Below are 20,599 nucleotides of genomic sequence, written 5' to 3' on the forward strand. Positions count from 1 at the left end.
AATCGCTCGAGCTCGCAAAAAGCGCAAGCCGGTCGCCGAGATGAACGTGGTGCCATACATCGACGTGATGTTGGTGCTGCTGGTCATTTTCATGGTGACCGCGCCGATGCTCAATCAGGGCGTGAAAGTTGATCTGCCCAAGGTTTCCAGCGAAGCCTTGCCGCAGGACAACAACACTCAGGTCCTGACCATTTCGATCAAGGCTGACAAGACCTATTACTGGAACCTTGGCAGCGAAGTCGACACCGAGAAGCAACAGGACAGGGCCATGACCCTGCCGCAGATGACCAGTGCGGTGACGAAGATCATTTCTGCTGGCAACGATAACGGCAAGCGTACCCAGGTCTTCATCCGCGGCGACAAAACCGTCGACTATGGTTCCGTCATGGGCGCCATGGGCGGGTTGCAGAAAGCCGGGGTCGGTAACGTTGGTTTGATTACCGAGGCCCCCTGATGCAGCCACTGCGAGAGCCGTCTGCCTCGGAAAGCTACTTCTGGCCTAGTGTTCTGGCGATTGTCCTGCACGTGCTGGTATTCGGCATGCTGTTCGTCAGTTTCGCCTTTACACCAGAGCTGCCGCCGGCCAAGCCGATTGTCCAGGCGACCCTGTACCAGCTGAAATCGAAAAGTCAGGCAACCACCCAGACCAATCAGAAGATTGCGGGTGAGGCGAAGAAATCCGCCGCGCGTCAGACTGAAGTCGAGCAGATGGAACAGAAAAAGGTCGAGCAGGAAGCGGTGAAAGCTGCGGAACAAAAGAAAGAAGAAGCGGCTCAAAAGGCCGAGGAAGCCAAGAAGGCCGACGAGTCGAAAAAAGCGGACGAGGCGAAAAAGGCTGATGAAGCCAAAAAAGCCGATGACGCGAAGAAGACCGCCGAAGCCAAGAAGGCAGAAGAGAAACAATTGGCTGATATAGCCAAGAAGAAATCTGAAGAAGAAGCCAAAAAGGCTGCTGAAGAAGAGGCCAAGAAAGCGGCCGCTGAAGAAGCGAAGAAAAAGATCGTCGAAGACGCGAAGAAGAAAGCCGCCGAAGACGCCAAGAAGAAATCTGAAGCTGAAGAGGCGAAGAAGAAAATCGCCGACGAAGCGAAGAAGAAAGCTGCTGCCGATGCTGCGAAGAAGAAAGCGCAGGATGCGGCACGTAAATCTACCGAAGACAAAAAGGCTCAGGCCTTGGCAGATTTGCTTTCCGACACGCCGCAGCGTCAGCAGGCCTTGGCCGATGAGCAGGGCGACGAAGTTGCGGGCAGTTTCGATGACCTGATTCGTGCGCGGGCAGCGGAAGGCTGGGCTCGTCCACCTTCGGCACGCAAAGGCATGACTGTCGTGTTGCAAATCGGCATGTTGCCGGACGGTACGGTGACCTCGGTCAGCGTGGCCAAATCCAGTGGCGATGGTCCGTTCGATGCTTCGGCAGTAGCGGCGGTCAAGAATATTGGACGTTTGACAGAAATGCAGGGAATGAAGCCGAGCGATTTCGCTCCGTATCGTTCATTCAAGATGACATTCACACCTGAGGATCTAGCCTTGTGAGAAACCTTCTTCGAGGAATGCTGGTCGTGATCTGCTGCATGGCAGGGATCGCGATGGCTGATGAAAAGAACATTCTGGTCACCAGCGGCAGCGATCGGGCTACTCCGATCGCTGTTGTACCGTTCGGTTTGCAGGGCGGCGCCGTCCTGCCGGACGACATGGCTGAAATCATTGGTAACGATTTGCGTAACTCGGGCTACTACTCGCCGATTCCAAAGCAAAACATGATCAGCCAGCCAAGCCAGCCGAGCGAAATCATCTTCCGTGACTGGAAGGCGGTCGGTGCTCAATACATGATGGTCGGCAGCATCGCTCCTGCGGGCGGCCGTCTGCAGGTGCAGTGGGCACTGTTCAACGTGGCCACCGAACAGAAAGTGGCTGACGGCAGTGTTTCCGGTACCACCGAGCAGTTGCGCGACATGGCGCACTTCATCGCTGACCAGTCGTTCGAAAAACTCACCGGTATCCAGGGTGCGTTTTCGACCCGTCTGTTGTACGTAACGGCTGAACGCTTCTCCGAGAAGAACACCCGTTACACCCTGCAGCGTTCGGACTACGACGGTGCTCGCGCCGTGACTCTGCTGCAATCGCGCGAGCCGATCCTGTCGCCGCGTTTCGCACCGGATGGCAAGCGCATCGCCTACGTGTCGTTCGAGCAGAAGCGTCCGCGGATCTTCATGCAGAACATCGACACCGGTCGTCGTGAGCAGATCACCAACTTCGAAGGCCTGAACGGCGCACCTGCCTGGTCGCCGAATGGTGATCGTCTGGCGTTCGTGCTGTCGAAAGACGGTAACCCGGATATTTACGTGATGAACCTGGCTTCGCGTCAGATCAATCGTGTAACCGCGGGCCCGGGCATCAACACCGAACCGTACTGGGGCAAGGATGGTTCGACCATCTACTTCACCTCGGACCGTGGCGGCAAGCCACAGATCTACAAAACCAGCGCCAGTGGCGGCGGTGCCGAGCGTGTGACGTTCGTAGGTAACTACAACGCCAACCCGAAACTGTCGGCAGATGAAAAGACGCTGGTGATGATCCATCGCCAGGATGGTTTCACCAATTTCAAGGTGGCAGCCCAGGATTTGCAGCGAGGTAGTGTAAAGATTCTCACTGATAGCACTCTGGACGAGTCGCCTACTGTTGCGCCCAACGGCACCATGGTAATCTACGCCACCCGCCAACAGGGCCGGGGAGTCTTGATGCTCGTGTCCATTAATGGACGCGTTAGGCTCCCGCTTCCTACCGCTCAAGGCGAAGTCAGAGAACCGTCCTGGTCCCCTTACCTGAAGTGAGCGGGCGCTACACGTTTTACTTAACACACTGGGGTTCATTAGGAGTTTCACGATGGAAATGCTGAAGTTTGGTAAATTTGCTGCGCTGGCTCTGGCCATGGCTGTAGCTGTAGGTTGCTCGTCCAAAGGCGGCGACAACGCCGGTGAAGGCGCTGTTGATCCAAACGCTGGTTACGGCGCAAACACTGGTGCCGTTGACGGTTCCCTGAGCGAAGAAGCTGCTCTGCGCGCAATCACCACCTTCTACTTCGAATACGACAGCTCGGACCTGAAGCCAGAAGCCATGCGCGCTCTGGATGTTCACGCCAAAGACCTGAAAGCAAACGGCGCTCGCGTTGTTCTGGAAGGCAACACCGACGAACGTGGTACTCGTGAGTACAACATGGCACTGGGCGAGCGTCGTGCGAAAGCCGTTCAACGCTACCTGGTACTGCAAGGTGTTTCCCCAGCTCAGCTGGAACTGGTTTCCTACGGCGAAGAGCGTCCAGTTGCTACCGGCAACGACGAGCAGTCCTGGGCTCAAAACCGTCGCGTCGAACTGCGTAAGTAATTCGATATGCGAACGTGCCGTCGTGCTGTAACTGTTCTGGCTCTCAGCCTCGCACCGCTTGCGGTGTGGGCTGCGGTTCCTGTGGTCGATGACAACTCCGGTTATAACAATAGCGGGAGCAGTTATCCGCCTGCGGGTTACGGTACGAACGGCGCCTATGCCGGGGGAGCGGCTTCGGCCCCTGCCTCGGCACAAGGCATGCTGTTTAACCAACTGCAACAGATGCAGGATCAGATATCGCGCCAGCAAGGTGTGATTGAAGAACTGCAGAACCAGGTTGCGCGCATGAAGCAAGAATCCCTGGAGCGATACCAGGATCTTGATCGGCGCATAGGATCCGGCGTTGCACCTGCCGCGACTCCTGAGAATTCTTCTGCCGGTGGCGATGCAAGTGCTGCTGCCGGTGCTGCCGCTGGCGCCGGGGCTGCTGCCGCCCAGGCTCCTGCTGCGGGTAGCGAACCGGCTGATCCGGCCAAGGAAAAGCTGTATTACGATGCCGCTTTCGACCTGATCAAAGCCAAGGATTTCGACAAGGCCAGCCAGGCTTTCTCGGCATTCCTGCGCAAATACCCGAACAGCCAATACGCGGGCAACGCCCAGTACTGGTTGGGCGAAGTGAACCTGGCCAAGGGTGATCTGCAAGGTGCAGGTCAGGCTTTCGCCAAGGTTTCGCAGCTGTATCCCAAGCACAACAAAGTGCCGGATTCGCTGTACAAGCTGGCTGATGTAGAGCGCCGCCTCGGTCATACCGACAAGGTAAAAGGCATTCTGCAACAGGTGGTGGCCCAGTATCCGGGTACCTCCGCCGCTCAGTTGGCCCAACGCGATTTGCAGCGCATGTAAGCCTGAGCTTTTCAGGTGTTGCACCCGTTTAGAAGAAACCCGCGCCTGTCGCGGGTTTTTTCGTTAGAATTCACGCCCTTTTTCTGAAACACGCTTCTTGTGATCCGCGCGTTGGCGCGATTACCTGAAGTGCCTGACGGAGGCGGACAGCCTGTTTAGCTGTTACGCCCGTGGCGACTATGCAAGACACATTGAGAATTACCGAAGTTTTCTACTCTTTGCAGGGGGAAACGCGGACTGCCGGGCTGCCCACTGTTTTTGTGCGCCTGACCGGTTGCCCATTGCGTTGCCAATACTGCGACAGTGCCTACGCATTCAGTGGCGGCACCGTGCGCACCCTCGACGATATCCTCGAGCAAGTGGCCGGATTTCGTCCGCGTTACGTCTGTGTCACCGGCGGTGAGCCGTTGGCGCAGCCCAACGCTATTCCCTTGCTCAAACAGCTATGTGATGCCGGATATGAGGTCTCGCTGGAAACCAGCGGTGCCCTCGACATTTCGGCGGTCGATCCGCGCGTTAGTCGCGTGCTTGATCTGAAGACACCGGGTTCGAAAGAAGCCCATCGCAACCTTTACGAAAATATCGAATTGCTGACTCCCAACGATCAGGTGAAGTTTGTCATCTGCTCGCGGGAAGATTACGACTGGGCGGTTTCCAAACTGATCCAGTACGGGCTCGACCGGCGTGCCGGCGAAGTCCTGTTTTCTCCAAGTCACCATGACCTCAACGCAAGGGATCTGGCGGATTGGGTGGTGGCGGACAACCTGCCAGTGCGGTTGCAACTGCAGCTGCATAAATATCTATGGAATGATGAGCCGGGGCGCTGAAATGACTGAACAACTGAACACAACCGAAAAACGTGCGGTGATCCTGCTGTCCGGTGGTCTGGACTCGGCAACGGTCGTGGCCATGGCCCGCGCTGAAGGCTACGCCTGCTACACCATGAGTTTCGATTACGGCCAGCGCTCCCATGCCGAATTGCATGCCGCTGCGCGCGTCGCTCGCGACCTGGGTGTGGTCGAGCACAAGGTGATCGGCATCAACCTGAACGGCATGGGCGGTTCGGCACTGACCGACACCAGCATTGATATCCCTGAAGAGCTGGGTGAGGGCATCCCGGTCACTTACGTGCCGGCGCGCAACACGGTGTTCCTGTCTCTGGCGTTGGGTTGGGCTGAAGTGCTCGGCGCTCGTGACATCTTTATTGGTGTGAATGCGGTGGACTACTCCGGCTATCCAGATTGCCGTCCCGAGTTCATCGAGTCGTTCGAGCGTATGGCCAATCTGGCGACCAAGGCTGGCGTCGAGGGTAATGGCTTCCGCATTCAGGCGCCGTTGCAGAACCTGAGCAAAGCGCAAATCGTTCAGGCGGGCGTGAAGCTCGGCGTTGATTACGGTCTGACTGTTTCCTGCTATCAGGCCGACGATGAAGGCCGTGCCTGCGGTAAATGCGACAGCTGCCGCCTGCGCGCAGAAGGCTTTGCAGCGGCCGGCGTGAGCGATCCAACACCTTATTTTTGATTATTTTCAAAAAGGTGTTGAATAGTCCTTAAAAATCAGTATTATACGCGCCACCACACAGCGGGTCGTTAGCTCAGTTGGTAGAGCAGTTGGCTTTTAACCAATTGGTCGTAGGTTCGAATCCCACACGACCCACCATTTTAGGCGGTTTAGAAAATCCGGAAGGCCCACGCAAGTGAGGATTTCCGGGTTTTTTTTTTTGCCTGTGATTTGGGCGTGCGTTGTTCCAGTGCAAGTTGCGCTGACGCAGGTCAGAATCATCTTTTGTATCCCCGGGATATTCTGTAGCCTTGCGCAGCTTCAACGCTGTCCGTGCCTGATAAAACTCACTCTCCCGGCGGTACCCTCAAGCGGTCCGGAGCCGGGTGTATACTCGACTTTCGCGCGAAAGCGCCTGCAGGTCTTGCGAACATGACGCAGATTTCCGAACGCCTTCTGGTTCAAGCCCACCTCGACGCCAAACAGCCCAAACCGCTGACTGCCGAGGAAGAGGCTTATTACCGTTCCGCCATCGCCGCCGAGCTCAAGGCTCAGGACGCGGTGCTGGTTGCCCACTTCTATTGCGATCCGGTGATTCAGGCCCTGGCCGAAGAAACCGGTGGCTGTGTCTCCGACTCCCTGGAAATGGCCCGCTTCGGCAATGCCCATCCGGCCAAGACCGTGGTGGTCGCCGGCGTGAAGTTCATGGGTGAGACTGCAAAAATTCTCAACCCGGAAAAACGTGTGCTGATGCCAACCCTCGAAGCCACGTGTTCGCTGGACCTGGGTTGCCCGGTCGACGAGTTCTCGGCGTTTTGCGATCAGCACCCGGAGCGCACGGTCGTGGTCTACGCCAACACCTCCGCTGCCGTCAAAGCCCGGGCCGACTGGGTGGTGACGTCGAGTTGTGCGCTGGAAATCGTCGAAAGCCTGATGGACAACGGCGAGACCATCATCTGGGGGCCGGACAAGCATCTGGGCACCTACATTCAGCGCAAGACCGGCGCCGACATGCTGCTGTGGGACGGAGCCTGCATCGTCCACGAGGAGTTCAAGTCCAAGCAGCTCGAAGACATGAAGGCCTTGTACCCGGACGCCGCGATTCTGGTGCACCCCGAATCGCCGACTGCCGTGATCGAACTGGCAGACGCCGTGGGCTCCACCAGTCAATTGATCGCCGCTGCGCAGTCCCTGCCGAACAAGACCCTGATCGTTGCCACCGACCGCGGCATCTTCTACAAGATGCAGCAGTTGTGCCCGGACAAGGTCTTCATCGAGGCGCCAACCGCCGGTAACGGCGCCGCGTGCCGCAGTTGCGCACATTGTCCGTGGATGGCCATGAATACCCTTGAGCGTACGCTCAAGAGCTTGAAGGAAGGGACGAACGAGATCTTTGTTGATCCGGCGTTGATTCCGCAGGCGATTCGGCCTTTGAAGCGGATGCTGGATTTCACCCAGGCGGCGCGGATGAAGCTGGCCGGTAACGCTTAAAAAGCAAAAGATCGCAGCCTTCGGCAGCTCCTACACTGATACCTGTAGGAGCTGCCGGAGGCTGCGATCTTTTTTTGTGGGTACTTACTTCGTCTTCTTCGGAACCCGCACCACGCAGGTATCCGAATAGATGTCATGCCACGTGCGCTTCTGTTTGTCATACAGCGACCAGAAGAATCCCAGCCCCACACAAAGCCACGACGCAATCGACACCATAAACCGCAGCAACGCCTGCCACAGGCTGATTGCGGTGCCATTGGCGTTCTGCACGCGAATGCCCCACACCTGCATGCCCAGCGTCTGCCCACCATGGGTCCAGAACTTGGCGAAGAATCCGAACAACACCAACAGCAGTACGGTCGAGTACAGCGGATCACCGTCGAGCTGTCCGGCGTCGGTCATCACCCGCAGGCGTTCTGCACCGATGATCAAACCCTGAATGAGCTTGTAAACGAAGCCGGTCACGATCAGCAGGGCGGTGCACAACAGAAAGTCGTAGAACATCGCGGCCAGCCGACGGCCAAGGCCAACGGCAGGAAAATCGCCCTGGGGAGTGAGCAGGTTCTTCGACATGGCAGCCTCTGGACGCTTGAAGGAACCGCCATTTTACGGATTCGCGCGGACAAAAAAGCCCCTGATATCAATATCAGGGGCTTTTTCGTTACACAGATCAGGCTTCTGCTTGTACTTCGTCAGCCTGCATGCCTTTTTGGCCTTGCACTGCAACGAAGGTCACCTTCTGGCCTTCTTTCAGGCTCTTGAAGCCGTTGCCCTGAATGGCGCGGAAATGCACGAACAGATCCGGACCGCTTTCTGGAGTGATAAAACCAAAACCTTTCTCGTCGTTAAACCACTTGACGGTACCGCTCTGACGTGTGGACATTTCTTATTCCTTTGACGCAATAAATTAATGACAGCCTCTTTCTCATGAAAGAGTACTGGGGCTGGTTGCAGGAGAGTAAGAAGACGTCGAACGGGATGTAGCTAACTTGTAGGCTACTGCCCAGGTCACGATTCCAAGCTGACCCATGCAAACACAGTGAGGAAACTCTACGCCAACTACCGGAGAAAAAACAAGCCCCTTGCAGGCCCGGTTTTGCTGCGCTTGAAGGCACTTAGTCAATCCGCTAGTGCAGGCTTAGACGATTAGCTTGTTCAAATGTTTTCGAACGTTATAAGCAAAGTTCATATTCGAAACGGTTGTTAGAAACTGCACTGTTTTATGGCGATTGCGTTACACATTAGTGCACGCATAACGCAATCGCGTTACTTATAGAAACAGTCAATCAACCACGGTAGTAGCGTTGTGGAACAAATGGCATTTTGCTTACAAGCATTTGCACCTTTTTCCCACGAACAATTGCCCACACTGGCGTATCGAGAGTGACGTAAGCACTGTCGAGGTAACCCATTGCCAATGGCCCACCCAGTGTCGGACCGAAGCCGCCACTGCACACGCTACCGATGATGTCGCCGGCCTCGTTGACGATTTCCGCGCCTTCGCGCACCGGCGTGCGTTCCTGCGGGAGCAGGCCGACGCGCTTGCGTGCGACGCCATTTTGTTGTTGGGCGAAGATATGCTCTGCCCCCGGGAAACCCCCGGCCCGTGCGCCATCGGCGCGGCGCGGCTTGGACATTGCCCACAGCAGGCTGGCTTCGATGGGCGTGGTTTCGGTGTTCATGTCGTGGCCGTACAGGCACAGGCCGGCTTCAAGGCGCAGCGAATCGCGAGCGCCGAGGCCGATGGCCGCTACTTCAGATTCGGCGAGCAGGGCGCGTGCGAGTTTTTCTGCGTCGGCGGCCGGCACCGAGATTTCGAAACCGTCTTCACCGGTGTAACCGGAACGGCTGACGAAGCAATCCACGCCGAGCAGCTGCACGCGATTGAACTGCATGAAGGTCATCTTCGCCACTTCCGGAGCGAGACGCGCCAATGCTGTTACCGCCGCAGGACCTTGCAGCGCGAGCAGTGCGCGCTCCTCGAACAGCGCCGTAATGGTGCACTGATCGCCAATGTGTTTTTGCAGATGCGCCAGGTCCTGATCCTTGCACGCTGCGTTGACCACCAGAAACAGTTCATCATTGCCGAGGTTGGCAACCATCAGGTCATCGAGAATCCCGCCGTGCTCGTTGGTGAACATCGCGTAACGCTGCATGCCCACCGGCAGGTCGATGATGTCTACCGGCACCAGGGTTTCCAGGGCTTTGGCGGCATTCGCGCCGGTCAGGTGGATCTGACCCATGTGCGAGACATCGAACAGCCCGGCCTGCTCGCGGGTGTGCTGGTGCTCTTTCATCACGCCGAGGGGGTATTGCACCGGCATGTCGTAGCCGGCGAACGGCACCATACGGGCGCCGAGTTCGATGTGCAGAGCGTGCAGCGGGGTTTTCGACAGTTGTTCGGTGGACATGCGTGGCTCCTTGAATGGGTGGTTGGGGATGGCGCTCAAGATCAAGGTCAAGAGCCCCTCACCCCAGCCCTCTCCCGGAGGGAGAGGGAGTTAATTACGCGTTCTCTCTCAGAGGAGAGGGAGTTAATTACGTGATCAGCATTCGATAATGTTGACCGCTAGGCCGCCGCGGGCGGTCTCTTTGTATTTGCTTTTCATGTCGGCGCCGGTCTGGCGCATGGTGCGGATGACCTTGTCGAGGGAGACGAAGTGCTGGCCGTCGCCACGCAAAGCCATGCGCACCGCATTGATCGCTTTCACTGAGCCCATGGCGTTGCGCTCGATGCACGGCACTTGCACCAGCCCGCCAATCGGGTCGCAGGTCAGGCCAAGGTTGTGTTCCATGCCGATTTCGGCGGCGTTCTCGACTTGCTGAACGCTACCGCCGAGTACTTCGCACAAGGCCCCAGCCGCCATCGAGCAGGCTACGCCGACTTCACCCTGACAGCCGACTTCGGCGCCGGAGATCGAGGCGTTTTCCTTGTACAGAATGCCGATTGCCGCCGCGGTCAGCAGAAAACGCACGACGCCATCATCATTCGCACCGGGGATAAATCGGATGTAGTAATGCAGCACGGCCGGGATGATTCCCGCTGCGCCGTTGGTTGGCGCGGTGACCACGCGCCCGCCATTGGCGTTTTCTTCGTTGACGGCCAGCGCGTAAAGGTTGACCCAGTCGAGTACCGACAGCGGATCACGAAGCGCGGATTCGGGGTTCTTGCACAGTTGCCGATGCAATGCCGCCGCGCGCCGTTTGACCTTCAATCCGCCCGGCAAAATGCCTTCGTTGCGGCAGCCGGCGGTCACACAATCCTGCATCACCTGCCAGATTTTCAGCAGGCCGGCGCGGGTTTCCGCCTCCGGGCGCCAGGCGCTTTCGTTGGTCAACATGACCTGGCTGATCGACAGACCATACGTGCTGCAATGTGCGAGCAAGTCCTTGGCGCTTTTGAACGGGAAAATCAGCGGGGTGGCGTCTTCGACGATGCGGTCGGCGCCGGCCGCGTCTTCGTCGACAACAAAACCTCCGCCGACCGAGTAGTACTCGCGGCTGCGGATTTGCAGGCCCGCCGCGTCGAACGCACGGAAGATCATGCCGTTGGGGTGATAGGCCAGCGGCTTGCGGATCATCGCCAGCTGTTCTTTCTCGTTGAACGCAATGCTGTGTTCGCCCAGCAGGTTCAGGCGTCCGTTGCTACGAATTTCTTGCAAACGCGCGGCGACGGTTTCGGTGTCTACCGTGTCGGGGTGTTCGCCTTCGAGGCCAAGCAACACGGCTTTGTCGCTGCCGTGACCTTTGCCGGTGGCGCCGAGAGAACCGTACAACTCGACGCGAACGCTGGCGGTTGCGCTCAACAGGTTTTCACGACGCAAACCCTCGGCGAAGCGCGCAGCTGCGCGCATCGGGCCGACGGTGTGGGAACTGGAGGGGCCGATGCCAATCTTGAACAGGTCGAACACGCTTAACGACATGAGTGGTTCTCCGGTTTCTTGTTATAGGAATTGGCGAAACATCAGGCTTGATGCATTTCCCTGTAGGAGCTGCCGAAGGCTGCGATCTTTTGATCCTGATCTTTAACAGAAGATCAAAAGATCGCAGCCTTTGGCAGCTCCTACAGTTGGATAAGGTGAACCAGGTGAATCGTTCGGGGCGGGTGAACCCGCCCCTCATTCGTTTAAGCGTAGCTTTCGATCGACGGGCAGGCGCAGACCAGGTTGCGGTCGCCGAACACGTTGTCGACGCGACCGACCGGTGGCCAGTATTTGCCTTCGATCAACGAGGCCACCGGGTAAACGGCTTGCTCGCGGCTGTACGGGTGAGTCCACTCGCCGACCAATTCCGCTGCGGTGTGCGGAGCGTTTTTCAACGGGTTGTCTTCCTTGTCCAGCGTGCCGTTTTCCACAGCGCGGATTTCTTCGCGGATGCGGATCATGGCGTCGCAGAAGCGGTCGAGTTCTTCCTTGGATTCGCTTTCGGTCGGCTCGATCATCAGCGTGCCGGCCACCGGGAACGACATGGTCGGAGCATGGAAGCCGAAGTCGATCAGACGCTTGGCGACGTCATCAACGCTGATGCCGCTGCTGTCTTTGAGCGGACGCAGGTCGAGGATGCATTCGTGCGCCACCAGACCATTGCTGCCGGTGTACAGCACTGGATAGTGCTCTTCGAGGCGACGGGAAATGTAGTTGGCATTCAGAATCGCCAGTTGCGAAGCGCGCTTCAGACCCGCGCCGCCCATCATGCGGATGTACATCCAGGTGATCGGCAAAATGCTTGCGCTGCCGAACGGTGCTGCGCAGACCGCGCCTTCCTTGCGTTCCATGTGGCCGTGGCCTGGCAGGAATGGCGTCAGGTGCGATTTGACGCCGATCGGGCCGACGCCCGGGCCGCCACCGCCGTGGGGGATGCAGAAGGTTTTGTGCAGGTTCAGGTGCGACACGTCGCCGCCGAACTTGCCTGGTGCGCAGAGGCCGACCATCGCGTTCATGTTGGCGCCGTCGATGTACACCTGGCCGCCATTGTCATGAATGATCCCGCAGATTTCGCGGATGCCTTCTTCGAACACGCCGTGGGTCGACGGGTAAGTGATCATCAGCGCGGCGAGGTGATCGCGGTGCTCGATGGCTTTGGCACGCAGGTCTTCGATGTCGACGTTGCCACGAGCATCGCACGCGGTCACGACCACGCGCATACCGGCCATGTTGGCAGTAGCAGGGTTGGTGCCGTGGGCGGACGACGGGATCAGGCAGATGTCGCGACGGTCATCGCCACGGCTCTGGTGATAGGCGCGGATCGCCAGCAGACCTGCGTATTCACCTTGCGAACCGGCGTTCGGTTGCAGCGAGATCGAGTCGTAACCGGTCGCGGCGCAGAGCATCGCTTCCAGTTCATCGGTCAGTTGCTGATAACCGGCGCTTTGCGCGGCTGGGGCGAACGGGTGCAGGGCGCCGAACTCGGCCCAGGTCACCGGGATCATTTCGCTGGCGGCGTTGAGCTTCATGGTGCACGAGCCCAGCGGAATCATGGTGCGATCCAGGGCCAGGTCCTTGTCTGCCAGTTTGCGCAGGTAGCGCATCAGCTCGGTTTCCGAGTGATAACGGTTGAACACCGGGTGGCTGAGAATCGGCGACCGGCGTACCAGCGCAGCAGGAATGGTGCTCTGCACGGTGGCGGCGAGGGCGGCGAAGTCCGGCAGGGTTTTGCCGTCGGCGAAGACGCTCCACAGGGTTTCGATATCAGCCTGAGCGGTGGTTTCGTCAACCGACAGACCCAGACGCTGGGCGTCAATGACACGCAGGTTGATCTGCTGGGCGTGAGCCTTGTCGTGCAGCGCAGCGGTTTGCGCGCCGGTAGCCACGGTCAGAGTGTCGAAGAAGCTTTCCTGCTCGACATTCAGACCCAGCGCAGTCAGGCCCTTGGCCAGAATCGCGGTCAGGTGATGGATGCGGTTGGCGATCTGGGTCAGGCCTTTCGGGCCGTGATACACGGCGTACATGCTGGCGATGTTGGCCAGCAGCACTTGCGCGGTGCAGATGTTCGACGTGGCTTTCTCGCGGCGGATGTGTTGCTCGCGGGTCTGCATCGCCAGGCGCAGCGCTGGCTTGCCGAAACGGTCAACCGAAACGCCGACCAGACGGCCCGGCATGTCGCGCTTGAACGCATCTTTGGTGGAGAAGTAAGCCGCGTGCGGGCCACCAAAGCCCAGCGGCACGCCGAAGCGTTGTGCGGAACCGATGGCAACGTCAGCGCCGAACTCGCCCGGGGCGGTCAGCAGGGTCAGGGCCAACAGGTCGGCGGCTACGGCAACCAAGGCGTTGGCGGCGTGGAAGCGCTCGGTCAGTTCGCGGTAGTCGAACACATCACCGTTGCTGGCCGGGTATTGCAGCAATGCGCCGAAGAATGGCGTTACATCGGTCAATGCGTGCTCATCGCCCACGACCACTTCAATGCCCAGCGGCTCGGCACGGGTGCGCAGCACGTCGAGGGTTTGCGGGTGGCTGTGGATCGAGGCGAAGAATTGATGGCTGCCCTTGTTCTTGCTCAGGCGTTTGCAGAAGGTCATCGCTTCGGCAGCGGCGGTAGCTTCGTCGAGCAGGGAGGCGTTGGCGATCGGCAGGCCGGTGAGGTCGCTGATCAGGGTCTGGAAGTTCAGCAGCGCTTCGAGACGGCCCTGGGAAATTTCTGGCTGGTACGGGGTGTAAGCGGTGTACCAGGCCGGGTTTTCCAAAAGGTTGCGCAGGATCGGCGACGGCGTGTGGCAGTTGTAATAGCCCTGACCGATGTAGGTCTTGAACAGCTGATTCTTGCCGGCGATGCCCTTGATCATGGCCAGTGCATCGGCCTCGCTCAGGCCATCGTCCATGCCGAGCACGCTGGTGCCCTTGATGCTTTCCGGGATGACGCTGGCGCTCAGGGCTTCGAGCGAGTCGAAGCCGAGGCTGTTGAGCATGGCTTGCTCGTCACCGGCGCGCGGGCCGATGTGACGGGCGATGAATTCGTTGGCGGTGCCCAGGTTTACTTGTGTCATGTCGGCTCTCCTCAGGCTTCGGCTTGGGCTTTGATCAGACGGTCGTAAGCGTCTTGATCAAGCAGTTTGCCGACAGCGGCGGCGTCGCTTGGTTTGAAGCGGAAGAACCAGCCTTGGCCCAGTGGATCTTCGTTGACCAGCTCAGGGCTGTCTTCCAGCGCCGGGTTCACTTCCAGCACGTCACCGTCGAGGGGCATGTAAACGCCGCTCGCGGCTTTCACCGATTCCACGGTGGCGGCTTCGGCGCCTTTTTCGTAAGCCTGCAGTTCAGGCAGTTGCACGAACACCACGTCGCCCAGGGCGTTCTGCGCGAAAGCGGTGATGCCGACAGTAACGCTACCGTCAGCTTCGGCGCGCAGCCATTCGTGATCTTCAGTAAAACGCAACTCGCTCATGGAAACTCCTCAGGGGCCAGACTCGTCTGGTGGACGCGGTGGAAGGCTTGGGCAGGGAAGCCCTTATTTATGAGGGGTTGATTAGCAAGATCGCGGCCAATGTGAATTTATCGTTATAAAACAATGGCTTGTGGATTTTTTAAGTTAAGGCTGAGGGTGTGCGTGTAGCGAAATCGCTACAGCGTGGGGCAGGGAAAAAAGCTGAACGGGATCAAAGCCTTGCACGGCGGTGACTGGAGGAGGGTGTAGCGATATCGTTCCGCTGTAGCGCTTTCAGTACAGGTGGAGGTCGCTTTTAAAGCAGATATGCCTAGTGTAGGAGCTGCCGAAGGCTGCGATCTTTTGACTGTGTTTTTTCAACATCATGATCAAAAGATCGCAGCCTTCGGCAGCTCCTACAGGGGATTTGGGTGAGTCAGGGTTTATTGGGGATGCCGTATTTGCGCAAACGATGGGCGATGGCGGTGTGCGAGGTTTGCAGGCGGCTGGCCAGTTGGCGGGTCGAGGGGTAGCTGGCGTAGAGTTTTTCCAGCAGCGATTTCTCGAAGCCTTCGACCGCTTGTTCAAGGCTGTCAACGTCGCTGTCGACCTGACGCGCAACGGAAGTGCCGGCAATGTCGAGGTCGCCAATGTCCACCAGACTGCTTTCGCAAATCGCAGCGGCGCGGAAGATCACGTTCTGCAATTGGCGCACGTTGCCCGGCCAGCGATTACCGAGCAGTGCCGGGTAAGTACCGGGTGCGAGACGGCAGACCGGGCGCTGAATCTGCGCACAGGCCTGCTGCATGAAATAACGCGCCAGCAACAGAATGTCCTGACCGCGTTCGCGCAGCGGCGGCACCTCGACATTGAGCACATTGAGGCGATAGAACAGGTCTTCGCGAAACGAGCCTTCGCTGACCATTTTTTCCAGGTCGCGGTGAGTTGCGCTGAGGATCCGCACGTTGACCTTCACCTCTCGGTCACCGCCGACCCGACGGAAGCTGCCATCGTTGAGAAAACGCAGCAGCTTGGCCTGCAAGTACGGTGACATCTCGCCGATCTCGTCGAGAAACACCGTGCCTTGGTTGGCCAGTTCCATCAGCCCCGGTTTGCCGCCACGCGCCGCGCCAGTGAAGGCGCCGGGGGCGTAGCCGAACAGTTCGCTCTCGGCGAGGTTCTCCGGTAGAGCAGCGCAGTTCAATGCCAGGAACGGCGCACTGTGCCGCGCACTGATCGCGTGGCAGGCACGGGCGACCAGTTCTTTACCGGTGCCGGTTTCGCCTTGAATCAGTAGGGGCGCATCAAGGGCGGCCACACGCTGCGCACGCGCCTTGAGGGTGCGGATCGCCGGGGATTCGCCGAGCAGCGCATCGAAACCTTCAGCGTGGTCGTGGTGCAACGCCGAGAGCTGTTCGCCGATGCGGTTCGGTTGATACAGCGTGAGCAGGGCGCCAGCGTCGGTGATCGGCGTAGCGTCGAGCAACAGCGTCTGGCCGTTGACGGTGATCTCGCGCAGCGGCAGGCGAAAACCGTGTTCGAGCAGGGTTGCCAGCAGACCGGGATCGTTGAACAGCTCAGAGACGCCTTCGCCCGCCGGCTCCCGCCCGTACAACGCAATCAACGCCGGGTTGGCCAGCAGAACTTTGCCCGCACTGTCGAGGGCCAGCACCGGATCGGTCATCGCCGCGAGCAAGGCGTCGAGTTGCAAGTGCCGACGCTGGCCGGGGAGTATGTCGACCACCGTTACCGCTTCCACGCCGAGCACGCGAAACAGCGCATCTTTGAGTTCTTCGAGTACTTGCGGGCTCAGGGTCGGGGCGTCGATGTAGACGTTCGGCGGGATCATCTCCACGGCATCCAGATTAAGGTTGCGCCCACCGAGAATGGCCAGGACTTCCTGGGTGATGCCGACGCGGTCGATGAAGCTGACGTGGATACGCATGGGGGCGGTTCAGTGTTCTGCAGTGCGGAGGGTGGCAAGTATGCCTTGGGGCGAGGGCAGAGGTGAAATCCGGTGCAGGATTTCAGGCCGACATCGAACCCTGTAAGAGTGAGCCTGCTAGCGATGACGGTGAGTCTGACGACATAAATGTCGAATGACAGACCGCTATCGCGAGCAGGCTCACTCCTACAGGAGGTGTCGTGTTCTGATTATTCGAAGTGCTCGAGGTTAACCGGATCGCCGGATTTCATATCCAGCTGCTTGCGGATGTCTTCGAACATCATGTCGTAATGCTTGTGAACCGAGCCAATCTGGCTGTGCGTCTTGGGAATGCCGTACTTCTCGGCGATTTTCGTCACGTTGTTGGCAAAGTTGTAGGCCTCCTCCTTGGGCAGGAAGAAGGTTTCTTTCATGTCCTTGCCCTGAAGGTTGCCATGCATCGTGAACTGGATGCCCTTGCCCTTTTGAGGGTCGGTGAACAATTCGTAGTCGAGGTGCACGTTGTAACTGACGTCGTCCGGGGTCAACGCGTGCCGCTCAATGTGCAAATGACCAGGTTCAAACTGGGCCATGGATTTCTCCTTTCAAGGCATGGGAGAAGGGCAGACCCTGGGCCTGCCCCCGGAGTTTCTGATTATCGATAGGTGATACCGGGTTTCGCCGTGCTGATCCGCGTACCGGCGGTGCCCTGGACAATCGCTTCGATGTCCGCCAGCGAACCGATCACCGCGACCTTGCCAGTATGGCGCGCGAATTCGCAGGCTGCCTGAACCTTTGGTCCCATCGAGCCCGCGGCGAAGCCCAGGCGTTCGAGTTCGTCCGGATGGGCCTCGGCGATGGCTTTCTGCGTCGGCTTGCCGTAGTCGATGAACGCGGCGTTGACGTCAGTGGCAATCACCAGCAAATCCGCCTCAAGCTGTTCTGCCAGGAGCGACGAGCACAAATCCTTGTCGATCACCGCCTCGATGCCCTTGAGGTTGCGGTTTTCGTCGTACATGGTCGGAATCCCGCCGCCACCGGCGCAGATGACGATGCTGCCCTTGTCCAGCAGCCACTTGATCGGACGGATTTCGAAGATGCGTTTTGGCCGTGGACTGGCCACCACACGGCGGAACTTGTCGCCGTCGGGGGCAATGGCCCAGCCTTTTTCGGCGGCGAGTTTTTCTGCTTCGGCTTTCTCGTAGACCGGGCCGATCGGTTTGGTCGGGTTCTTGAAGGCCGGGTCATTGGCGTCGACTTCAACCTGGGTGAGCAGGGTGGCGAACGGCACTTCGAAGTCCAGCAGGTTGCCCAGTTCCTGCTCGATGATGTAGCCGATCATGCCTTCGGTTTCGGCACCGAGCACGTCCAGCGGGTAAGGGGTGACGGAGGTATAGGCCGCCGCTTGCAGCGACAGCAGGCCGACTTGCGGGCCATTGCCGTGGGCGATGACCAGTTGGTTGCCGGGATAGATTTTGGCGATTTGCTCGGTGGCGATGCGGATGTTGGCGCGCTGGTTGTCAGCGGTCATCGGCTCACCACGGCGGAGCAGGGCGTTACCGCCCAACGCTACGACGATACGCATGGTGCAATCCTTTCTGAATTCGATAACCCTGTAGGAGCTGCCGAAGGCTGCGATCTTTTGATCTTGATTTCAAAAAACAAAGATCAAAAGATCGCAGCCTTCGGCAACTCCTACAGGTCAGTGATCAATCAAAATGATCAGCCATGACAGGTCAGTGGTTGATCAAGCGATCAACCGTTAAATATCCGCCAACGCCGACACGATAATCGCCTTGATCGTGTGCATGCGGTTTTCCGCTTGCTCGAAGGCGATGTTGGCCGGGGATTCGAAGACGTCTTCCGTTACTTCGACGCCATTGGCCAGGTGTGGATAGCGCGCAGCGATATCTTTGCCGACCTTGGTGTCGCTGTTGTGGAACGCCGGCAGGCAGTGCATGAATTTCACCCGTGGATTACCGGAGGCTTTCATCATCTGCGTGTTGACCTGGTACGGCAGCAGTTGCTCGATGCGCTCGTCCCACGCTTCCACCGGTTCACCCATCGACACCCAGATGTCGGTGTGGATGAAGTCGACACCCTTGACCGCTTCTTTCGGGTCTTCGGTGATGGTGATGCGCGCGCCGCTTTCTTCCGCGAACTCTTTGCACTGAGCGATGAAGTCAGCGTGTGGCCACAGGGCTTTCGGCGCAGCGATACGCACGTCCATGCCGAGTTTGGCGCCGATCATCAGCAGCGAGTTGCCCATGTTGTAGCGGGCGTCGCCGAGGTAGGCGTAGCTGATGTCATGCATCGGCTTGTCGCTGTGTTCGCGCATGGTCAGCACGTCGGCAATCATTTGCGTCGGGTGGAATTCAGCGGTCAGGCCGTTGAACACCGGCACGCCGGCGTACTTGGCCAGCTCTTCGACGATTTCCTGTTCAAAGCCACGGTACTCGATGGCGTCGAACATCCGGCCGAGGACGCGGGCGGTGTCTTTCATGCTTTCTTTGTGGCCGATCTGGGACGACACCGGGTCGATGTAGGTGACGTGAGCACCCTGATCGTGGGCCGCGACTTCGAACGCGCAACGGGTGCGGGTCGAGGTTTTTTCGAAGATCAGCGCGATGTTTTTGCCTTGCAGGTGTGGACGCTCGGTGCCGGTGTACTTGGCCCGTTTGAGGTCGCGGGACAGGTCGATCAGGTAATTCAGTTCGCGAGTGGTGTGGTGCATCAAACTCAGCAAACTGCGGTTGCGCATATTAAAAGCCATGATGGATCTCCTTCGGTATCGGTTATCCCCCTGGCCGCACGCTGTAAGTGCCGGCCAGGGCTCAGAGGTTTAGTAGTCGATTGGGTCGCGGATGATCGGGCAGGTCATGCAGTGGCCGCCGCCACGGCCACGGCCCAATTCACCGGCGCTGATGGTGATGACCTCCACGCCTGCCTTGCGCAGCAGGGTGTTGGTGTAGGTGTTGCGGTCGTAGCCGATGACCACGCCCGGTTCCACGGCCACCACGTTGTTACCGTCGTCCCATTGCTCGCGTTCGGCGGCGAAGCTGTTGCCGCCGGTTTCCACCACGCGCAGCGTCTTGAGATTGAGCGCAGCCGCCACGGTGTCGAGGAAGCTGGTTTCTTCGCGGCGAATGTCGATGCCACCCTGTTTGCTTTCATCAGGTCGCAGGGTGAAGGCGACGATCTGGTTGACCACTTCCGGGAAAATCGTCACGAGATCGCGGTCGCAGAAGCTGAACACGGTGTCCAGGTGCATCGCGGCGCGAGACTTCGGCAGGCCGGCAACGATGACTTTCTCCACGGCTTTGTTCTTGAACAGATTCAGCGCCAATTGACCGATGGCCTGACGGGATGAGCGCTCGCCCATGCCGATCAACACCACACCGTTGCCGATTGGCATGACGTCGCCGCCCTCAAGGGTGGAGCTGCCGTGGTCCTTGTCCGGGTCGCCGTACCAGATTTCGAATTCGGCGTTGGTGAACTGCGGATGGAATTTGTAGATGGCGGTGGTCAGCAGGGTTTCCTGACGACGCGCGGGCCAGTACATCGGGTTCAGCGTCACGCCGCCGTAGATCCAGCACGTGGTGTCGCGGGTGAACTGGGTGTTCGGCAGCGGCGGCAGAATGAAGCTGGAGTGGCCGAGGAAATCGCGGTACATCTCGATGATCTTGCCGCCGAAGCTGTCCGGCAGATCGTCGGCGGACACGCCGCCAATCAGGAATTCGGCGATGTGACGCGGCTCGAGGCTTTTCAGCCAGGATTTCACTTCGCTGATAAGGCCCAGGCCCACTGAATCGGCGGTGACCTTGCGATCGAGAATCCAGTCCAGCGCTTCCGGGATGGCGACGATGTCGGTCAGCAGGTTGTGCATTTCCAGCACGTCGATCCCGCGTTCACGCATCTTGGTGACGAAGTCGAAGTGGTCGCGCTTGGCCTGGGCGACCCACAGTACATCGTCGAACAGCAGTTCATCGCAGTTGTTCGGGGTCAGCCGCTGGTGGGCCAGACCTGGGGAGCAAACCATGACTTTGCGCAGTTTGCCGGCTTCGGAATGGACGCCGTACTTAACTTTTTCCGTGGTCATTGCAGTGA

At 58.8% G+C, this 20,599-nt stretch carries 19 protein-coding genes and 1 tRNA gene; 9 read left to right on the forward strand and 11 right to left on the reverse strand.

What is annotated here, in order from left to right:
• The first annotated feature begins 1 nt into the window (after nt 1).
• The 9 genes from tolR to nadA all read left to right on the forward strand — a co-directional run bounded on the left by tolR (nt 2) and on the right by nadA (nt 7,215).
• Nucleotides 2–454, forward strand: a complete 453-nt coding sequence (gene tolR / locus ICA15_RS14570) for a protein TolR (RefSeq protein ID WP_210554173.1) — start codon at nt 2–4, stop codon at nt 452–454.
• Nucleotides 454–1,533, forward strand: coding sequence for a cell envelope integrity protein TolA (tolA, locus tag ICA15_RS14575; protein WP_150616154.1), 1,080 nt, complete (start codon nt 454–456; stop codon nt 1,531–1,533). Before tolR ends, tolA begins: the two co-directional genes overlap by 1 nt.
• Before the next feature lie 17 nt (nt 1,534–1,550).
• Nucleotides 1,551–2,831: a Tol-Pal system beta propeller repeat protein TolB gene (gene tolB, locus ICA15_RS14580; RefSeq protein WP_210554172.1), complete on the forward strand. Its 1,281-nt coding sequence runs from the start codon at nt 1,551–1,553 to the stop codon at nt 2,829–2,831.
• Nucleotides 2,832–2,883: 52 nt separating this feature from the next.
• Nucleotides 2,884–3,381, forward strand: a complete 498-nt coding sequence (pal, locus tag ICA15_RS14585; protein WP_003178634.1) for a peptidoglycan-associated lipoprotein Pal — start codon at nt 2,884–2,886, stop codon at nt 3,379–3,381.
• A gap of 6 nt (nt 3,382–3,387) precedes the next feature.
• Entirely contained in the window at nt 3,388–4,224 is an 837-nt protein-coding gene (ybgF, locus tag ICA15_RS14590; protein ID WP_047302758.1) for a tol-pal system protein YbgF, read from the forward strand.
• 179 nt (nt 4,225–4,403) lie between these two features.
• Nucleotides 4,404–5,051 carry a 7-carboxy-7-deazaguanine synthase QueE gene (gene queE / locus ICA15_RS14595; RefSeq protein ID WP_047302757.1) on the forward strand — a complete coding sequence of 216 codons (648 nt, stop codon included), beginning with the start codon at nt 4,404–4,406 and terminating at the stop codon, nt 5,049–5,051.
• A gap of 1 nt (nt 5,052) precedes the next feature.
• Nucleotides 5,053–5,745 carry a 7-cyano-7-deazaguanine synthase QueC gene (gene queC, locus ICA15_RS14600; protein ID WP_150601643.1) on the forward strand — a complete coding sequence of 231 codons (693 nt, stop codon included), beginning with the start codon at nt 5,053–5,055 and terminating at the stop codon, nt 5,743–5,745.
• Nucleotides 5,746–5,807: 62 nt separating this feature from the next.
• Nucleotides 5,808–5,883: transfer RNA gene (locus ICA15_RS14605), tRNA-Lys, on the forward strand.
• 273 nt (nt 5,884–6,156) lie between these two features.
• Complete coding sequence (gene nadA, locus ICA15_RS14610; RefSeq protein WP_042560632.1) at nt 6,157–7,215, forward strand: quinolinate synthase NadA; 1,059 nt, start codon at nt 6,157–6,159, stop codon at nt 7,213–7,215.
• An 84-nt stretch (nt 7,216–7,299) separates the two neighbouring features.
• Here the strand turns inward: nadA and ICA15_RS14615 are convergent, their stop codons facing one another.
• The 11 genes from ICA15_RS14615 to arcA form a co-directional block, all read right to left on the reverse strand.
• On the reverse strand, nt 7,300–7,788 hold the full coding sequence (locus ICA15_RS14615; RefSeq protein WP_210554138.1) for an RDD family protein: 489 nt from the start codon (nt 7,786–7,788) through the stop codon (nt 7,300–7,302).
• A gap of 97 nt (nt 7,789–7,885) precedes the next feature.
• Nucleotides 7,886–8,098 carry a cold-shock protein gene (locus tag ICA15_RS14620; RefSeq protein ID WP_003227496.1) on the reverse strand — a complete coding sequence of 71 codons (213 nt, stop codon included), beginning with the start codon at nt 8,096–8,098 and terminating at the stop codon, nt 7,886–7,888.
• A 403-nt stretch (nt 8,099–8,501) separates the two neighbouring features.
• Complete coding sequence (gene gcvT / locus ICA15_RS14625) at nt 8,502–9,626, reverse strand: glycine cleavage system aminomethyltransferase GcvT (protein ID WP_210554137.1); 1,125 nt, start codon at nt 9,624–9,626, stop codon at nt 8,502–8,504.
• Between the two features lie 135 nt (nt 9,627–9,761).
• Nucleotides 9,762–11,138: an L-serine ammonia-lyase gene (locus ICA15_RS14630; protein WP_210554136.1), complete on the reverse strand. Its 1,377-nt coding sequence runs from the start codon at nt 11,136–11,138 to the stop codon at nt 9,762–9,764.
• A gap of 203 nt (nt 11,139–11,341) precedes the next feature.
• A complete protein-coding gene (gene gcvP / locus ICA15_RS14635) occupies nt 11,342–14,194 on the reverse strand; it encodes an aminomethyl-transferring glycine dehydrogenase (protein WP_210554135.1) in 2,853 nt (950 codons plus the stop codon).
• 11 nt (nt 14,195–14,205) lie between these two features.
• A complete protein-coding gene (gcvH, locus tag ICA15_RS14640; protein WP_042560627.1) occupies nt 14,206–14,589 on the reverse strand; it encodes a glycine cleavage system protein GcvH in 384 nt (127 codons plus the stop codon).
• 415 nt (nt 14,590–15,004) lie between these two features.
• The gene (locus ICA15_RS14645) at nt 15,005–16,513 is read right to left on the reverse strand and encodes a sigma-54-dependent transcriptional regulator (protein WP_210554134.1); all 1,509 of its coding nucleotides are present in this window, start codon (nt 16,511–16,513) and stop codon (nt 15,005–15,007) included.
• Between the two features lie 209 nt (nt 16,514–16,722).
• Nucleotides 16,723–17,085, reverse strand: a complete 363-nt coding sequence (locus ICA15_RS14650; protein ID WP_150601636.1) for a DUF5064 family protein — start codon at nt 17,083–17,085, stop codon at nt 16,723–16,725.
• A gap of 62 nt (nt 17,086–17,147) precedes the next feature.
• A complete protein-coding gene (gene arcC, locus ICA15_RS14655) occupies nt 17,148–18,077 on the reverse strand; it encodes a carbamate kinase (protein WP_150601635.1) in 930 nt (309 codons plus the stop codon).
• A gap of 177 nt (nt 18,078–18,254) precedes the next feature.
• Nucleotides 18,255–19,265, reverse strand: a complete 1,011-nt coding sequence (locus ICA15_RS14660) for an ornithine carbamoyltransferase (protein WP_150601634.1) — start codon at nt 19,263–19,265, stop codon at nt 18,255–18,257.
• Nucleotides 19,266–19,334: 69 nt separating this feature from the next.
• Entirely contained in the window at nt 19,335–20,591 is a 1,257-nt protein-coding gene (gene arcA / locus ICA15_RS14665) for an arginine deiminase (RefSeq protein ID WP_210554133.1), read from the reverse strand.
• Nucleotides 20,592–20,599 lie beyond the last annotated feature (8 nt).

The organism is Pseudomonas sp. P116 (genome assembly GCF_020149425.1).
GTDB classification, from domain to species: Bacteria; Pseudomonadota; Gammaproteobacteria; order Pseudomonadales; family Pseudomonadaceae; genus Aquipseudomonas; species Aquipseudomonas anatoliensis.

Bases quoted from the DNA above. Each gene is read 5' to 3' on its own strand.
- gcvP (WP_210554135.1), bottom strand. From the start codon at position 14,194: ATGACACAAGTAAACCTGGGCACCGCCAACGAATTCATCGCCCGTCAC.
- arcC (WP_150601635.1), bottom strand. From the start codon at position 18,077: ATGCGTATCGTCGTAGCGTTGGGCGGTAACGCCCTGCTCCGCCGTGGT.
- queC (WP_150601643.1), top strand. From the start codon at position 5,053: ATGACTGAACAACTGAACACAACCGAAAAACGTGCGGTGATCCTGCTG.
- ICA15_RS14615 (WP_210554138.1), bottom strand. From the start codon at position 7,788: ATGTCGAAGAACCTGCTCACTCCCCAGGGCGATTTTCCTGCCGTTGGC.
- gcvT (WP_210554137.1), bottom strand. From the start codon at position 9,626: ATGTCCACCGAACAACTGTCGAAAACCCCGCTGCACGCTCTGCACATC.
- ybgF (WP_047302758.1), top strand. From the start codon at position 3,388: ATGCGAACGTGCCGTCGTGCTGTAACTGTTCTGGCTCTCAGCCTCGCA.
- queE (WP_047302757.1), top strand. From the start codon at position 4,404: ATGCAAGACACATTGAGAATTACCGAAGTTTTCTACTCTTTGCAGGGG.
- ICA15_RS14660 (WP_150601634.1), bottom strand. From the start codon at position 19,265: ATGGCTTTTAATATGCGCAACCGCAGTTTGCTGAGTTTGATGCACCAC.
- tolA (WP_150616154.1), top strand. From the start codon at position 454: ATGCAGCCACTGCGAGAGCCGTCTGCCTCGGAAAGCTACTTCTGGCCT.
- nadA (WP_042560632.1), top strand. From the start codon at position 6,157: ATGACGCAGATTTCCGAACGCCTTCTGGTTCAAGCCCACCTCGACGCC.
- gcvH (WP_042560627.1), bottom strand. From the start codon at position 14,589: ATGAGCGAGTTGCGTTTTACTGAAGATCACGAATGGCTGCGCGCCGAA.
- ICA15_RS14645 (WP_210554134.1), bottom strand. From the start codon at position 16,513: ATGCGTATCCACGTCAGCTTCATCGACCGCGTCGGCATCACCCAGGAA.
- pal (WP_003178634.1), top strand. From the start codon at position 2,884: ATGGAAATGCTGAAGTTTGGTAAATTTGCTGCGCTGGCTCTGGCCATG.
- ICA15_RS14620 (WP_003227496.1), bottom strand. From the start codon at position 8,098: ATGTCCACACGTCAGAGCGGTACCGTCAAGTGGTTTAACGACGAGAAA.
- arcA (WP_210554133.1), bottom strand. From the start codon at position 20,591: ATGACCACGGAAAAAGTTAAGTACGGCGTCCATTCCGAAGCCGGCAAA.
- tolB (WP_210554172.1), top strand. From the start codon at position 1,551: ATGCTGGTCGTGATCTGCTGCATGGCAGGGATCGCGATGGCTGATGAA.
- ICA15_RS14630 (WP_210554136.1), bottom strand. From the start codon at position 11,138: ATGTCGTTAAGCGTGTTCGACCTGTTCAAGATTGGCATCGGCCCCTCC.
- ICA15_RS14650 (WP_150601636.1), bottom strand. From the start codon at position 17,085: ATGGCCCAGTTTGAACCTGGTCATTTGCACATTGAGCGGCACGCGTTG.